This window comes from Burkholderia sp. HMSC10F09, from assembly GCF_001806955.1.
GTDB classification, from domain to species: domain Bacteria; phylum Pseudomonadota; class Gammaproteobacteria; order Burkholderiales; family Burkholderiaceae; genus Burkholderia; species Burkholderia multivorans.
Genome location: NZ_KV786584.1, coordinates 1 through 15,693 on the forward strand (window position 1 = coordinate 1; position 15,693 = coordinate 15,693).

Consider the following 15,693-nt stretch of genomic DNA (forward strand, 5'->3'; position numbering starts at 1 on the left):
GGCCGGCATCGGCTGCAGCAGCGCGGCGGTCTGGCGCGTCTTGCGCGTGCGCGCGGTCGCGCTCGCGGCTTCCTGCGCCGACGCGACGGCTCGCAGCGGCGCGGCGGTGTTCGCGGCTTCGGTCATCGGCTGGGCCACGCTGGCCGCGCCGTAGTCTGCGGATGTGGATGCGTCCCCTTCGGCGGTTTTCTTCGCGGCTTTCGCGGGCCGCGCTTTCGCCTTGTATTCATCGGGCGGCAGCAGGCTGCCGAGCTTGCTGGGGGCAGTAGGCAAAGGCATGGTGTCCCTCGGGAGGAATCGTGTCGCATGACGTGCGCCGCTGATCGCATCCTGCGTGATGACGCATGCAGTTTGCGCGCGGTGGCGCACAGGAATTTCGTCTAGCCGGTTCGCCTAAGTGTCGATCAACTCCTTGACGGGGTAGGGGCCGGACCGAGTGCCGGCGCGCAGTCCATAAAAAAAGCCGCTGCCCCGTGGACAGGGACATGCGGCTCGGCTGATACCGTCGTGATGCGCGTCAGATGCCGGAAAGCACCGGCGCAGCTACGAGAAATATGGGGCGAACTGGCATTCATTGCGGCCCAATATAACGCGCCTCAAAGCGCTTGTACAGCAGTTAGCACGTCGTCCACGTGACCGGGTACCTTGATGCCGCGCCATGCCTGACGAAGCACGCCGTCGGCGTCGATCAGGAACGTCGAGCGCTCGATGCCGCGCACTTCCTTGCCATACATTTTCTTCATCTTGATGACATCGAACAGCGTGCACAGCGCTTCGTCGGCATCGGAAATCAGCGGGAACGGCAGTTCGAGCTTCGCCTTGAAATTGTCGTGCGAGCGCAGGCTGTCGCGCGACACGCCGACGATCTCCGCGCCGGCCTTCTTGAACTTCGGATAGAGATCGCGGAATTGCAGCCCTTCGGTCGTGCAGCCCGGCGTGTTGTCCTTCGGATAGAAATACAGCACGAGCTTCTTGCCGCGCAGGTCGGACAGCGAAATATCGCCGCCCGTGGCCGGTGCGGTGAAATCGGGAACTTGACGGTCAACTTCGACGGACACGTGTTTCTCCTGTTGTTATGGAAGGGCGCCGCGCGCGGCGGCGCGATTCGGAGCGCGCCGCGCACCGCACGCAGCGCGGGCTCGCGCGCGAACTCAGTCGGGCTGGACGATCAGTTCGCCGGAGCGGCCGGGGATTTCGCCCCACGTGACAGGGTACGATGGCAGCGAGTCGCGGTCCAGCGTCGCGTGGTAGTCGCCCATCGTCGCAAACGTATGGCCCTGCGCACGCCAGCCGGCGAGCAGCTGTTCGAACACGGGCGCGAGCTTCTGGCCTTCGAGCTCCGCGTGCAGCGTGAACACCTGGTCGTGCGGATTGGTTTCGGTGAACTGCAGAATGTGCGCCGCGACGTTGTGCGTGTCGACGCCGTCGACGCCGAGCACTTCATCGAGCGTCGGCAGCGTGGTCGGCATCTGCACGTGCGACAGCGTGCGGCCGCGGACGACCGGCAGATACGGCGAGTGGCCGCGCCCGTCGGACGCATAACGCATGCCCCATGCGTCGATCTGCTCGAACGCCGCATCGTTCATCTGCCAGCCGGCCGCGCCGTGCGTGACGGGCGGCGCGCCGAAGATCTCGGCGAAGCGCGCGTGACTCTTCTGCATCTCGCGTACCGTCCAGTCGCGGTCGCGCATGCGGACGTTGTCCTGCCAGTACACGTGGTCCCACGTATGGATGCCGCATTCGAAGCCGGCCTCGTGGATCGCGCGCATGTCGGCGATCGCGCGGCGGCCGATGTCGGGGCCGGGCAGCAGCACGCCGTACATCAGCTGCTTCACGCCGTAGTGCTCGACCACCGACGTGCGCGACACCTTCTTCAGGAAGCCGGGCCGAAACACGCGGCGCAGCGCCCAGCCCGTGTGATCGGGGCCGAGGCTGAACAGGAAGGTCGCGCGCGCGTTGAAGCGGTCGAAGATGCGCGCGAGATTCGGCACGCCTTCGCGCGTGCCGCGCAGCGTGTCGACGTCGATCTTGAGAACGATGCGAGCCAAGCGAGCGTCCCGTCAGCCTTGTTGCTCGACGAGTGCGCGCGCGTCGGCGACATGGCCGCGATACGCTTCGAAGATCTTGCGCAGGGCGTCGTCGAACGTCGATTGCGGCGCCCAGCCGAGCTCCTGCATCGTGTTCTCGATCTTCGGCACGCGGTTCTGCACGTCCTGGTAGCCGTTGCCGTAGTACGCGCCCGACGTGGTCTCGACGAGTCGCACCTGCTTCGCGGAATCCGCATACTCGGGGAATTCGGCGGCCAGCTCGAGCATCTTGTTCGCGAGTTCGCGCACCGAGAAGTTGTTGTTCGGATTCCCGATGTTGTAGATCTTGCCCGAGGCGATGCCGTTCGGATTCTCGATGATCTTCATCAGCGCGCTGATGCCGTCGTCGATGTCGGTGAACGCGCGCTTCTGCGAGCCGCCGTCGACGAGGCTGATGTTTTCGCCGCGCACGATGTGGCCGAGGAACTGCGTGACGACGCGCGAGCTGCCTTCCTTCGGCGTGTAGATCGAGTCGAGGCCCGGGCCGATCCAGTTGAACGGACGGAACAGCGTGAAGTTCAGGCCTTCCATCCCGTAGCCCCAGATCACGCGGTCCATCAGCTGCTTCGAGCAGGCGTAGATCCAGCGCGGCTTGTTGATCGGGCCGTAGGTGAGGGCGGACGCGTCCGGGTCGAACTGCTCGTCCGAGCACATCCCGTAGACTTCCGACGTCGACGGGAACACGAGGTGCTTGCCGTACTTGACGGCCGAACGCACGATCGGCAGGTTCGCCTCGAAGTCGAGTTCGAACACGCGCAGCGGCTGCTGGACGTAGGTCGCGGGCGTCGCGATCGCGACGAGCGGCAGGATCACGTCGCACTTCTTCACGTGATACTCGACCCACTCCTTGTTGATCGTGATGTCGCCTTCGAAGAAATGCATCCGCTCGTGCTTGACGAGATCGCCGAGCCGATCGGTCTGCATGTCCATGCCGAACACTTCCCAATCGGTGGTTTCAAGAATGCGCTTCGACAGGTGATGACCGATGAAGCCGTTCACACCCAGGATCAGGACTTTTTTTGCTTTCATGAATGACGGGAAGAATGAATGAACTGCGCGAATTCCGCGGGCGTCACGACGGTTTCGCGGCCGTCGCGCTGTTGCCGCAGTTCGAGAATGGATAGCGCGCGGCTGTCGCCGCAGACGCCGAATAGCGCATTATCGCTTACGTGCAGGCCGGGCGGCAAATTCGCCGCAGCCGCGGCGGCTGCGCTGCCGGGCGCCGCCGGGCGCGCGCGCGCGACGATAAAGCGCGTGCCGGCGAGCTCGGTGAACGCGCCCGGATACGGCGGCGCGACCGCGCGCACGAGGTTGTAGACCTGTGCGGCCGGCTGCGTCCAGTCGATGCGGCCGTCCTCGGGTTTGCGCCCGCCGTAGTAGCTGCCGGCGGCCAGATCATTCGGCAGATGCGGCGCCTCGCCGGCCAGCAGCGCGGGCAGCACGCGCCAGAGCGTCTGCTCGGCCGCCACCGTGACCTTGTCGAACACCTGCGCGGCCGTGTCGTCGGGCAGGATCGGCACCGCGGTCTGGCTGACGATCGCGCCGGCGTCGGGCTTCGCGGCCATTTCGTGCAGCGTCGCGCCCGTTTCCGTTTCGCCGTTCAGCACGGCCCAGTTCGTCGGTACGCGACCCCGGTACTTCGGCAGCAGCGAGCCGTGCATGTTGTACGCGCCGCGCGGCGCGATCGCGAGCAGGTCGGTCGGCAGCATGTGCCGGTAGTAGAACGAGAAGATGAAATCGGGCTGCGCGTCCGATACCGCGCGGCGCAGCGCCGGATCGGCGGGGTCGGACGGCGTGACGACCGGAATGCCGTGCTCGGCCGCGACCGACGCGACGCTGCCGAACCAGATGTTCTCGTTCGGATTGTCTTCGTGCGTGACGACGAGCGCGACGTCGACACCGCGCGCGAGCAGGACCTGCAGGCAGCGCACGCCGACGTTGTGATACGCGAAAACGACCGCGCGCGGCTTCATGAGCTCGCCTCCGTGCGCGCCTTCGCGCCGGCCGGCACGGCCGGCACGCCGTCGTGCTGCTCGAGCACGGCCTGGATCAGGTAGCGCGGTCGCGCCCGCACTTGCTGATAGATGCGGCCGACGTATTCGCCGAGCAGCCCGAGCGCGAAGATGATCACGCCGAGCAGGAAGAACGTGATCGCGAACAGCGTGAACACGCCTTGCACTTCCGCGCCGACGATGAAGCGCCGCACGAGCAGCAGCACGAACAGCGCCGCGGAGCCGAGCGACAGGATCACGCCGATGAACGACAGCCATTGCAGCGGCACGACAGAGAAGCCGGTCACGAGATCGAAATTCAGGCGGATCAGGCTGTACAGCGAATACTTCGACTGGCCCGCGAAGCGTTCCTCGTGCGCGACTTCGATTTCGGTCGGGTTCTGCGCGAACGTATACGCGAGCGCCGGGATGAACGTGTTGACTTCGCCGCAGACGTTGATCGTGTCGATGATGCGGCGGCTGTACGCGCGCAGCATGCAGCCCTGGTCGGTCATCTTGATCCGCGTGATGCGTTCGCGCAGACGGTTCATCATCTGCGAGGCCTTGCGGCGCCAGAGGCTGTCCTGACGCTGCTTGCGGATCGAGCCGACGTAGTCGTAGCCCTCGCGCATCTTCGCGATCAGCTTGCCGATTTCTTCGGGCGGATTCTGCAGATCGGCGTCGAGCGTGACGACGATCTCGCCGCGCGACTGCGCGAAGCCGGCAAGGATCGCCATGTGCTGGCCGTAGTTGCCGTTGAGCAGCACGACGCGCGTCGTGTCGGGACGCACGTGGAACTGGTCGGCGAGCATCGCGGCCGAGCGGTCGCGGCTGCCGTCGTTGACCAGGATCACTTCGTATGACGTGCCGAGCGCGTCGAGCGCCGGATAGAGCCGCGCGAACAGCGCGGCGAGGCCGTCTTCCTCGTTATACACGGGGATCACGACCGACACTTCCGGACTCGTCGCGCCCGGATGGCCGGCGCGTGCTTCAAGGTGATTCATGTACGCTTACTTTCCGTATTGTTCGCAAATCTGGTTGGTGGCATCGACGACGCGGCGCACGTCGTCTTCCGTCATCTGCGTAAACAGCGGCAGCGTGACGGTCGATGCGCCGTAGCGCTCCGCATGCGGGAACATGCCTTCGCGGAAACCGCGTGCGCGGTACAGCGTGAACAGATGGATCGCCGGGTAATGGACGCCCGTGGCGATGCCGCGTTCCTTCATCTGCGCCATGAAGTCGGCGCGTGAGATCGACAGCCGGTCGAGCGGCAGCGTGATCTGGAACATGTGCCAGTTGCTGTTCGTGAAATCGGCGACCGGCAGCCCGACGCCGAGGCGCACCGCCGGGCCGCCGTCGAATGCCGCGAAGTAGGCGCGCGCGAGCGCGCGGCGCTGCGCGGTGAAGCGCTCGAGGTGCGGCAGCTGGCCGAGGCCGACGCGCGCGGCGACGTCGGTCAGGTTGTACTTGCCGCCGAGCACGTCGCAGTCCATGCCGTCGAAGCCGCTGCGCGTGATGCCCTGCAGCCGGTATTTCTGCGCGAGCGTCGCCTCGGCCTCGTCGTTCAGCACGAGCGCGCCGCCTTCGATCGTCGTCAGGTTCTTGTTCGCGTGGAAGCTGAACGACACGATGTCGCCGATCGCGCCGATGCGCTTGCCGTTCCACGTCGAGCCGAGCGCCTGCGCGGCATCCTCGACGACGCGCAGCCCGTGTGCGCGCGCGATCGCGTACAGCCGGTCCATGTCGACCGGCAGGCCGGCCAGATAGACGGGGATGAGCGCCTTCGTGCGCGGCGTGATCGCCTGTTCGAGCTTGTCGAGATCGATGTTGCGCGTGACGGGGTCGATGTCGGCGAAGACGGGCGTCGCGCCGGTCTCGAGGATCACGTTGCTCGTCGACACCCACGACGCGGGCGTCGTGATCACTTCGTCACCGGGGCCGACGCCCGCGATGCGCAGGCCGATCTCGAGCGTGCAGGTGCCGGAGTTGAACGCGCGCACCGGGCGGCCGCCGCAGTACTCGGAGAGCGCGGCCTCGAACTTCTGGCACTGCGGGCCCGTGGTGATCCAGCCCGAGCGCAGCACCTCGACGACGCCCTGAATGGTTTCCTCGTCGATCTCGGGGCGGGTGAACGGCAGAAACGGAGCGGTAGTCTGGCTCATGAACGCATAGCCTGTAATGGCGTGTAATAAAAGGGTCGGGCGATCCGTCCGAAACCGGCATTAAACACCGGTTGGCGGATTCGTAGCGTGATTTTTTGTAGGCGGGCGCTTAACGCCGCCGCGCTCAGCTGCGCGCGAGCACGAGCACGCCGACCAGGATGATGCCGATGCCGACGAGCCGCTGGACGGACAGCACCTCGCCGAACAGATACCAGGCCGCGAACGCGTTGACGACGTAGCCGAGCGACAGCATCGGATACGCGATCGACACGTCGACGCGCGACAGCCCGACGATCCAGACCACGACGCTCAGCACGTAGCAGCCGAGGCCGCCGATGATCGGCAGCTGCGTCGCGATCTTCAGACCGACCGGGATGATGTTCGCACGGCTGAATTCGAAGTGTCCAACGGCGTTGACGCCGGCCTTCAGCAGAAGTTGCGCGCACGCGTTGAGCAGCACGCCGGTGATGATGCAGACGAACGAAATCGGGTTCATGCGGCGGGCGTCCTTACGATTGCGGTTTCTCGACGATCACGCGGCGGTTGTCGCGCGCGATCACGCGCATCGGCACCTGCTGCTTGACGAGCGCGTCGTATTCGCCGGGCGGCATGATCGCGAGCGCGTGCGCGTCCTGCTTCCAGCGCGCGATCCACTCGTCGACGGTCGGAACCCATTTGTTCGGCTCGACCGAGATGCCGAACGCCAGCTCGTCCTGGCGATGCACCATGATCGTCGTGTGACCGACGTAGAACGGGAACGTGTGGTCGAGCATCTCGATCGAGTAGAACGGCGTGTCGGGCGGCAGCTTCGCGAGCTCGGCGCGCACGGCGGGCGCGAGCAGCGCCCCGGAGCTATAGCGGCCGAACTCGTCGTGGCCCGTGCCGCCGATCGTGCCGAAGATCAGCCACGCGGCGCCGAACGCCGCGAGCGCGGCCGTCACGCCGGCGCGGCGGTTCAGCCATGCGGCGACGAGCGTCAGCACGGCGGCGATCGCGAGGCCGACGTAGAGCCAGATCTGGAACGCGCGATACAGCGCGTTCGGCGTGCGCGCGTCGCCCTGGTATGCAAGGAAGATGATTCCGAACGCGGCGGCGACGAAGAACACGAGATAGCCGAGCAGGTGGCGCCGGAACCGGTCGGCGCCGAGCAGCGGCAGATAGGCGCCGATGATCAGCGCGAGCGCCGGCGCGACCGGCAGCACGTACGAGATCAGCTTCGAATGCGATGCGCTGAAGAACAGGAAGATGAATGCGCTCCAGATCAGCAGCACGAGCATCGGCGAGAAGCCGTTCGGCTGGCGCGGCATGCGCAGCGCGTGGCGCACGCTCTGCCACGCAACCGACAGCCACGGCAGGAAGCCGACCAGCAGCACCGGCACGAAATAGTAGAACGGGCCCGGCCGGTTCTGCTCCGGTGTCAGGTAGCGGCGGAACTGCTGGACGATGAAGAAGAAATTGAAGAATTCCGGGTTGCGCTGCTGGACGAGCACGAACCACGGCGTCGCGATCGCGAAGAAGATCACGAGGCCGCTCACCAGATAGAGGCGCTTCCACAGCGCCCAGTCGCGTGCGATCAGCGTATAGAGCACGAGCACCGCGCCGGGCAGGATTACGCCGACCAACCCCTTCGACAGCACCGCGAACGCCATCGCGGCCCAGCACACCCACATCCAGCCGCGCACGGCGGCGGGGCGCAGCCCGGGCCGCTGCGCGAGCAGCAGCGCGCAGAGCGACAGCGCCATCCAGAACGCGAGCCCCATGTCGAGCGCGTTGAAGTGCCCCATCAGGTTCCAGTACGGCGAGCATGCGAGCACGACGGCGGCGAGGAAGCCGGACAGCGGGTTGAACAGGCGCGCGCCGGTGAAGCCGACGAGCAGCACGCCCGCGAAGCTCGCGAGCGCCGTGTAGAGACGTGCCTGCCATTCGCCGATACCGAACCACGCGAACGTCAGCGCGTTGAGCCAGGTCTGCAGCGGCGGCTTCTCGAAGTACTTGTAGCCGTTGTAGCGCGGCGTGATCCAGTCGCCGGTCACGAACATCTCGCGCGCCATTTCGGCGTAGCGGCCCTCGTCGCTCGGGATCAGATGGCGCATGCCGAGCGGCGTGAACCAGATCACCGCGAATGCGACGAGCAGAAGGACGAGCACGATGCGATTGAGCGGTAGCCTCGACGGCGTATCGTTCATGGAGTTTCAGCCTGTTGGTTGTTGTGATGGGCCGCCGGCGGGTGGCGCCGCGGCAGGCGGCTTGCCGGGGTGGCCGGCGTACCGGCCCGAGTTTTACCGCATCGGCGCTTAACGTTCAATTAAGAGCGCGGCCGCGACTTTGCGGCCTTCGGCCATCAGGATGTTGTAGGTGCGGCACGCGGCCTGGAAGTCCATCGTCTCGACGCCGATGCGCTGTGCGGCGAGTGCGGCGACGAGCCGCGGGTGCGGAAAGCGCAGCCGGGCGCCGCTGCCGAAGATCACGACCTCGGGCGCCGGGTCGAGCAGCATCGCGAAATGCTCGGGCGTGAGCGCGTCGAACGACGACACCGGCCAGGCGCGGACCGGTGCGCCGGGCAGCACGATGACGCTCGTTTCGTGGCGTTCGAGGTTGACGTCGACATAATCGGGGCCGTAGCCCGTGACGGTGTTGAGCGCGCCGCTCGCGTCCTGGTGCAGTTTCAAATCGGTATTCCGCGGTTTCCGTAGTGGGAATGGGGCCGGGCCGCGCGGGCCCGGGCAGCCGGTTTCGCGCCCGACGCGCGCGGGACGCCTGACGGCGCGGGCCCGGCGCGGCTTTGGTGCATTGCGAAAGTCGGCCAAAATCCGCTAAATTATAACTTTTTGGTCGCCTGCGGGCGCCACTTGCGTCGTGCGCCGCCACAAGCCGCGTCCGGACCGCCGCTTTTTCCCAGCCTAGACAGCGCGCACAGACCGGCCGCTCTCCAGTTTTGATCCCGTCCCCCCGGCCGCGAGGCCAACCCAGGAACCGTGTCGTCGTGAAACCGATTCAGAAGTCGAACAAGCTGCTCAACGTCTGCTACGACATCCGTGGCCCGGTGCTCGAGCACGCGAAGCGCCTCGAGGAAGAAGGCCACCGCATCATCAAGCTGAACATCGGCAACCTTGCGCCGTTCGGGTTCGACGCGCCGGACGAGATCATCCAGGACATGATCCGCAACCTGCCCACGTCGTCCGTCTATTCGGACTCGAAGGGCGTGTTCTCCGCGCGCAAGGCGGTGATGCACTACACGCAGGAAAAGGGCGTCGTCGGCGTCGGTCTCGACGACATCTACATCGGCAACGGCGCGTCCGAGCTGATCGTGATGGCGACCCAGGCGCTGCTGAACGACGGCGACGAAGTGCTGCTGCCCGCGCCCGACTATCCGCTCTGGACGGCCGCGGTGAGCCTGTCGGGCGGCACGCCCGTGCACTATATCTGCGACGAGCAGAACGCCTGGATGCCCGATCTCGACGACATCCGCCGCAAGATCACGCCGAACACGAAGGCGATCGTCGTGATCAACCCGAACAACCCGACGGGCGCGCTCTATTCCGACGAATTGCTGCTCGAGCTGCTCGCGATCGCGCGCCAGCACGGGCTGATCGTGTTCGCCGACGAGGTGTACGACAAGATCGTCTACGACGGTCTCGAGCACACGGCGATGGGCGCGCTCTCCGAGGACGTGATCACGGTCACGTTCAACAGTCTGTCGAAGAGCTACCGGTCGTGCGGCTACCGCGCGGGCTGGATGGCCGTGTCGGGCCTCGGCGGCGACAACCGCCGGCGCGCGAAGGACTATCTCGAAGGGCTCGGCATCCTGTCGTCGATGCGGCTCTGCGCGAACGTGCCCGGCCAGTTCGCGATCCAGACGGCGCTCGGCGGCTACCAGAGCATCAACGAACTGATCGTGCCGAGCGGGCGCCTGTACAAGCAGCGCGAACTCGCGTACGACATGCTCACGTCGATCCCGGGCGTCACCTGCGTGAAGCCGCAGGCCGCGCTCTACATGTTCCCGCGCCTCGATCCGAAGCTGTATCCGATCCAGAACGACCAGCAGTTCATTCTCGACCTGCTGCTCGAGGAGCGCGTGCTGCTCGTGCAGGGGACGGGCTTCAACTGGCCCGCGCCGGATCACTTCCGCGTGGTGTTCCTGCCGAACCTCGACGACCTGACCGATTCGATCAACCGGATCGCGCGCTTCCTCGACGGCTATCGCAAGCGCCATTCGGTCTGAGCGGCGCCATCGCACGGCATTCATTACTTATCATTCATCGACCACACGCAGCATGGAACCGATCAAAGTTGGCCTGTTGGGCTTCGGCACGGTAGGCAGCGGCACCTTCACGGTGCTGCGCCGCAACCAGGAAGAAATCAAGCGACGCGCAGGACGCGGCATCGAGGTTGCGCGCATCGCCGTGCGCAACCCGGCCAAGGCGCAGGCCGCGCTCGCCGGCGATGCCGGCGGCGCGCAGATCACCGACGACTTCAACGCGGTCGTCGACGATCCGTCGATCGCGATCGTCGCCGAGATGATCGGCGGCACCGGCATCGCGCGCGAGCTCGTGCTGCGCGCGATCGCGAACGGCAAGCACGTCGTGACGGCGAACAAGGCGCTGCTCGCGGTGCACGGCACCGAGATCTTCGAGGCCGCGCGCGAGAAGGGCGTGATGGTCGCGTTCGAAGCGGCCGTCGCGGGCGGCATCCCGATCATCAAGGCGCTGCGCGAAGGGCTGACCGCCAACCGCATCCAGTACATCGCCGGCATCATCAACGGCACGACGAACTACATCCTGTCGGAAATGCGCGACCGCGGGCTCGACTTCGCGACCGCGCTGAAGGCCGCGCAGGAACTCGGCTACGCGGAAGCCGATCCGACCTTCGACATCGAAGGCGTCGACGCCGCGCACAAGGCGACGATCATGAGCGCGATCGCGTTCGGCGTGCCGGTGCAGTTCGACCGCGCGTACGTCGAAGGCATCAGCAAGCTCGACGCGACCGACATCCGCTATGCGGAAGAGCTCGGCTACCGGATCAAGCTGCTCGGCATCGCGCGCCGCACCGAGCGCGGCATCGAGTTGCGCGTGCATCCGACGCTGATTCCGGAGAAGCGTCTGCTCGCGAACGTCGAGGGCGCGATGAACGCGGTCGTCGTGCACGGCGACGCAGTCGGTACGACGCTGTACTACGGCAAGGGTGCGGGCGCGGAGCCGACCGCGTCGGCGGTCGTCGCCGATCTGGTCGACGTCACGCGCCTGCATACGGCCGATCCCGAGCATCGCGTGCCGCATCTCGCGTTCCAGCCGGACAGCCTGTCGAACACGCCGATCCTGCCGATCGACGAAGTGACGAGCGGCTACTACCTGCGTCTGCGCGTTGCCGACGAAACCGGCGTGCTCGCCGACATCACGCGCATCCTCGCCGATTCGGGCATCTCGATCGACGCGCTGCTGCAGAAGGAATCCGAGCAGGTCGACGACGCGAACGGCGAAACCGACATCATCCTGATCACGCACGAGACGCTCGAGAAGAACGTCAATGCGGCGATCGCGCGTATCGAGAGCCTGTCGACGGTCGTGTCGAAGGTGACGAAGCTGCGCATGGAAGCGCTGAACTGAGGACGACGCCATGAACTACATCTCCACGCGCGGCGCCGGCATCGGCGAGCGCCACACGTTCTCCGACATCCTGCTCGCCGGCCTCGCGAAGGACGGCGGGCTCTATCTGCCGGTCGAGTATCCGCAGGTGTCGGCCGACGAGCTCGCGCGCTGGCGCGCGCTGCCGTACGCGGATCTCGCGTTCGAGATCCTGTCGAAGTTCTGCGACGACGTGCCGGCCGACGATCTGCGTGCGATCGCGCGCCGCACGTATACGGCCGACGTCTACCGCCACACGCGCCACGGCGAGAACGCGCACGACATCACGCCGCTGAAGACGCTCGGCACCGAGCACGGTGCGCCGCTCGCGCTGCTGGAGCTGTCGAACGGGCCGACGCTCGCGTTCAAGGACATGGCGATGCAGCTGCTCGGCAATCTGTTCGAGTACACGCTCGCGAAGCACGGCGAGACGCTGAACATCCTCGGCGCGACGTCCGGCGACACGGGCAGTGCGGCCGAATACGCGATGCGCGGCAAGGCCGGCGTGCGCGTGTTCATGCTGTCGCCGCACAAGAAGATGAGCGCGTTCCAGACGGCGCAGATGTACAGCCTGCAGGATCCGAATATCTTCAACCTCGCGGTCGAGGGCGTGTTCGACGACTGCCAGGACATCGTGAAGGCCGTGTCGAACGATCACGCGTTCAAGGCGCAGCACAAGATCGGCACGGTGAACTCGATCAACTGGGCACGCGTCGTCGCGCAGGTCGTCTACTACTTCAAGGGCTATTTCGCGGCCACGCGCTCGAACGACGAGCGCGTGTCGTTCACGGTACCGTCGGGCAACTTCGGCAACGTCTGCGCGGGCCACATCGCGCGCATGATGGGGCTGCCGATCGCGAAGCTCGTCGTCGCGACCAACGAGAACGACGTGCTCGACGAGTTCTTCCGCACCGGCGCGTACCGCGTGCGCAGCGCGGAGAACACCTATCACACGAGCAGCCCGAGCATGGACATCTCAAAGGCGTCGAATTTCGAGCGCTTCGTGTTCGACCTGCTCGGCCGCGATCCGGCGCGCGTGATGCAGCTGTTCCGCGACGTCGAGGAGAAGGGCGGCTTCGATCTGGCGGCAAGCGGCGATTTCGCGCGCGTCGCCGAGTTCGGCTTCGTGTCGGGCCGCAGCAGCCACGCCGACCGCATTGCGACGATCCGCGACGTGTTCTCGCGCTACGGCACGACGATCGATACGCATACGGCCGACGGCGTGAAGGTCGCGCGCGAGCATCTCGATGCCGGCGTGCCGATGATCGTGCTCGAGACGGCGCAGCCGATCAAGTTCGGTGAGACGATCCGCGAGGCGCTCGAACGCGAACCGGAGCGCCCGGCGGCGTTCGACGGGCTCGAGTCGCTGCCGCAGCGCTTCGAGGTCGTGAAGGCCGACGCGCAGCAGGTGAAGGACTTCATCGCCGCGCACACGCGCGCCTGACGGGCGGCCGGGCGCGACGCCCGGGCAGCGCGGCACGGCCGGAACGCCGATTCGTCCAACGGATCGCGTTCCGGCCGTTTCGTTTGGCGGCGCCGCTCGATCGATAGCCGCCGGCGCTTCAGTGCAGCTTCAGTGCGGCATCGGTGCAGCATCAGTGCGGCGCGCCGGCGCCGATCACAGTTTCCGCATGCCGGCCATATCGCGCGTGCGCGCGACGGCGTCGCTACAATGACGTATTGCGTTCAATCCCCCGATTTCACGATGTCGAATCCGAACCCCGCGGCGCCGCGCGCGCCGATGCTGTCGACGGCCGAGGCGCTCGCCGCGCTGCTCGATGCCGCGAAGCCGCTGCCCGGAACCGAAACGGTCGCGACGCTCGACGCGCTCGGACGCGTGCTCGCGGCGGACGTGAGCTCGCCGCTCGACGTGCCGCCGATGCACACGAGCGCGATGGACGGCTACGCGGTGCGCGTCGCCGATCTGCTGCACGGCGAGCGGCGGCTGCCGGTGTCGCAGCGGATTCCGGCCGGCCATCCGGCTGCGCCGCTGGCCGCCGGCACCGCCGCGCGGATCTTCACCGGCGCGCCGGTGCCGCCCGGCGCCGACGCGGTCGTGATGCAGGAGCAGGCCGCGGCCGACGGCGACGCGGTCGAGATCCTGCATACGCCGAAGCCCGGCGAATGGATCACCGCGCAGGGCGCCGACATCCGCCGCGGTGCGGTGATCCTGCCGGCCGGTACGCGGCTCACGCCGCAGGCGCTCGGCCTCGCCGCGTCGGTCGGCTGCGCCACGCTGTCGGTCGCACGGCCCGTGCGTGTCGCGGTGTTTTTCACCGGCGACGAACTGACGATGCCCGGCGAGCCGCTGAAGCCGGGCGCGATCTACAACTCGAACCGCTTCACGCTGCGCGGCCTGCTGCAGCGGCTCGGCTGCCAGGTGACCGACTACGGGATCGTGCCCGACTCGCTCGCGGCGACGCGCGACACGCTGCGCGCAGCCGCGCGCGATCACGACGTGATCCTGACGAGCGGCGGCGTGTCGGTCGGCGACGAGGATCACGTGAAACCGGCCGTCGAGGCGGAAGGGCGGCTCGCGCTGTGGCAGATCGCGATGAAACCCGGCAAGCCGCTCGCGTTCGGCGCGGTGCGGCGCGGCGACGATCTGCCCGACGCGCATTTCATCGGGCTGCCCGGCAACCCGGTGTCGAGCTTCGTCACGTTCCTGCTGTTCGTGCGGCCGTTCCTGCTGCGTCTGTCCGGCGTGCACGACGTCGCGCCGCGCGCGCTGTCGCTGCGCGCGGACTTCTCGCAGAGCAAGGGCGACCGGCGCAACGAATTCCTGCGTGCGCGCGTCAACGCGGCGGGCGGTCTCGATCTGTTCCCGAACCAGAGCTCTGCGGTGCTGACCTCGACCGTCTGGGGCGACGGGCTGATCGACAATCCGCCGCAGCACGCGATCAGCGCGGGCGAGACCGTGCGCTTCATTCCGTTTTCCGAACTGCTGTCGTAACGCGACGGCTTCCCGACATGAAGATTCAACTGAAATTCTTTGCGAGCGTGCGCGAGGCGCTGGGCGTCGCCGACGAACAGGTCGACGTGCCGGATGGCATCGCGACGGTCGGCGACGTGCGCGCGTGGCTGCGCACGCGCGGCGGCGCCTGGGCCGAGACGCTCGCCGAAGGGCGCGCGTTGCGCATGGCCTGCAATCACGAGATGACCGACGCCGGCACGCGCATCACCGACGGCTGCGAAGTCGCGTTCTTTCCGCCCGTCACGGGCGGCTGAGCGATGCGTTCGGTACAGGTGGCCGGCGGCGCGCCGGCAGGGAGCGAATGATGGCGACCGTACGAGTGCAGACCGACGATTTCGATCTGAACGCCGAGGTGGCGGCGCTGCGCGCGCGCAATCCGAAGATCGGCGCAGTCGCGTGCTTCGTCGGCACCGTGCGCGACCTGAACGAAGGCGACGCGGTAGCGGCGCTGGAGCTCGAGCACTATCCGGGCATGACGGAGAGGGCGCTCGAGAAGATCGCGGCGGAGGCCGGCCGGCGCTGGCCGGGCATCGACGTGGCGATCGTCCACCGGGTCGGCAAGCTGTATCCGCTCGACCAGATCGTGATGGTGGCGACGGTCGCGGCCCATCGCGGCGACGCGTTCGCGTCATGCGAATTCGTGATGGATTACCTGAAGACCGATGCGCCGTTCTGGAAGAAGGAGACGACGCCGGACGGCGAGCGCTGGGTCGACGCGCGCAGCACCGACGATGCGGCGCTGGCGCGCTGGGGGATCGAGTCGCGCAACGCGGCGCGCTGAGTGCAGTTCTGCGGCCGCGGCTGCGCGATGCCGGGCCGGCCTTGCGCGGGCGGTGCTGCGCCGAAAGCCGGCGAGGG

General features: G+C 67.0%; 15 protein-coding genes and 2 pseudogenes. 7 read left to right on the plus strand and 10 right to left on the minus strand.

The genetic code is table 11. The annotated features are described in order from the left end of the window. Window positions 1-279 (minus strand): annotated as a pseudogene (locus HMPREF3115_RS28665) (PhoH family protein); the annotation flags it as partial. On the opposite strand from HMPREF3115_RS28665, the pseudogene HMPREF3115_RS33040 reads away from it, so the two are divergent. After that, window positions 229-416: pseudogene (locus HMPREF3115_RS33040) on the plus strand (hypothetical protein). The pseudogenes HMPREF3115_RS28665 and HMPREF3115_RS33040 sit on opposite strands and share 51 nt — an antisense overlap. A 180-nt stretch (window positions 417-596) precedes the next feature. Here the strand turns inward: HMPREF3115_RS33040 and HMPREF3115_RS06135 are convergent. The 9 genes from HMPREF3115_RS06135 to HMPREF3115_RS06175 form a co-directional block, all read right to left on the minus strand. Then, on the minus strand, window positions 597-1,058 hold the full coding sequence (locus HMPREF3115_RS06135; protein ID WP_070553739.1) for a peroxiredoxin: 462 nt from the start codon (window positions 1,056-1,058) through the stop codon (window positions 597-599). 93 nt (window positions 1,059-1,151) lie between these two features. Then, window positions 1,152-2,048, minus strand: coding sequence for a polysaccharide deacetylase family protein (locus tag HMPREF3115_RS06140; protein WP_006408893.1), 897 nt, complete (start codon window positions 2,046-2,048; stop codon window positions 1,152-1,154). 12 nt (window positions 2,049-2,060) lie between these two features. After that, window positions 2,061-3,116, minus strand: coding sequence for a bifunctional UDP-4-keto-pentose/UDP-xylose synthase (locus tag HMPREF3115_RS06145; RefSeq protein ID WP_065494737.1), 1,056 nt, complete (start codon window positions 3,114-3,116; stop codon window positions 2,061-2,063). Next, window positions 3,113-4,060: a formyltransferase gene (locus HMPREF3115_RS06150; RefSeq protein ID WP_070553741.1), complete on the minus strand. Its 948-nt coding sequence runs from the start codon at window positions 4,058-4,060 to the stop codon at window positions 3,113-3,115. The genes HMPREF3115_RS06145 and HMPREF3115_RS06150 overlap by 4 nt, the downstream gene beginning before the upstream one ends. Continuing rightward, entirely contained in the window at window positions 4,057-5,082 is a 1,026-nt protein-coding gene (locus HMPREF3115_RS06155; protein ID WP_006402309.1) for a glycosyltransferase, read from the minus strand. Before HMPREF3115_RS06155 ends, HMPREF3115_RS06150 begins: the two co-directional genes overlap by 4 nt. Before the next feature lie 6 nt (window positions 5,083-5,088). Then, entirely contained in the window at window positions 5,089-6,240 is a 1,152-nt protein-coding gene (locus tag HMPREF3115_RS06160) for a DegT/DnrJ/EryC1/StrS family aminotransferase (RefSeq protein WP_070553743.1), read from the minus strand. 124 nt (window positions 6,241-6,364) lie between these two features. Then, on the minus strand, window positions 6,365-6,736 hold the full coding sequence (locus HMPREF3115_RS06165; RefSeq protein ID WP_006407798.1) for an EamA family transporter: 372 nt from the start codon (window positions 6,734-6,736) through the stop codon (window positions 6,365-6,367). Window positions 6,737-6,749: 13 nt separating this feature from the next. Continuing rightward, window positions 6,750-8,426, minus strand: a complete 1,677-nt coding sequence (locus HMPREF3115_RS06170) for a glycosyltransferase family 39 protein (protein WP_070553745.1) — start codon at window positions 8,424-8,426, stop codon at window positions 6,750-6,752. Between the two features lie 108 nt (window positions 8,427-8,534). Then, window positions 8,535-8,909, minus strand: coding sequence for an Mth938-like domain-containing protein (locus tag HMPREF3115_RS06175; RefSeq protein WP_006402313.1), 375 nt, complete (start codon window positions 8,907-8,909; stop codon window positions 8,535-8,537). A 314-nt stretch (window positions 8,910-9,223) separates the two neighbouring features. Here HMPREF3115_RS06175 and HMPREF3115_RS06180 point away from each other — a divergent pair, with 314 nt between their 5' ends. From HMPREF3115_RS06180 to moaE, 6 genes are all read left to right on the plus strand, one after another. After that, the gene (locus HMPREF3115_RS06180; protein ID WP_070553747.1) at window positions 9,224-10,462 is read left to right on the plus strand and encodes a pyridoxal phosphate-dependent aminotransferase; all 1,239 of its coding nucleotides are present in this window, start codon (window positions 9,224-9,226) and stop codon (window positions 10,460-10,462) included. 52 nt (window positions 10,463-10,514) lie between these two features. Next, complete coding sequence (locus HMPREF3115_RS06185; RefSeq protein WP_006407802.1) at window positions 10,515-11,843, plus strand: homoserine dehydrogenase; 1,329 nt, start codon at window positions 10,515-10,517, stop codon at window positions 11,841-11,843. A gap of 10 nt (window positions 11,844-11,853) precedes the next feature. Further along, window positions 11,854-13,305, plus strand: coding sequence for a threonine synthase (gene thrC / locus HMPREF3115_RS06190; RefSeq protein ID WP_070553749.1), 1,452 nt, complete (start codon window positions 11,854-11,856; stop codon window positions 13,303-13,305). 261 nt (window positions 13,306-13,566) lie between these two features. Beyond that, window positions 13,567-14,814: a molybdopterin molybdotransferase MoeA gene (gene glp, locus HMPREF3115_RS06195; RefSeq protein WP_070553751.1), complete on the plus strand. Its 1,248-nt coding sequence runs from the start codon at window positions 13,567-13,569 to the stop codon at window positions 14,812-14,814. A gap of 17 nt (window positions 14,815-14,831) precedes the next feature. Continuing rightward, window positions 14,832-15,089 carry a molybdopterin converting factor subunit 1 gene (gene moaD, locus HMPREF3115_RS06200; protein ID WP_006407805.1) on the plus strand — a complete coding sequence of 86 codons (258 nt, stop codon included), beginning with the start codon at window positions 14,832-14,834 and terminating at the stop codon, window positions 15,087-15,089. A 50-nt stretch (window positions 15,090-15,139) separates the two neighbouring features. Further along, window positions 15,140-15,616 carry a molybdopterin synthase catalytic subunit MoaE gene (gene moaE, locus HMPREF3115_RS06205; RefSeq protein WP_006407806.1) on the plus strand — a complete coding sequence of 159 codons (477 nt, stop codon included), beginning with the start codon at window positions 15,140-15,142 and terminating at the stop codon, window positions 15,614-15,616. Window positions 15,617-15,693 lie beyond the last annotated feature (77 nt).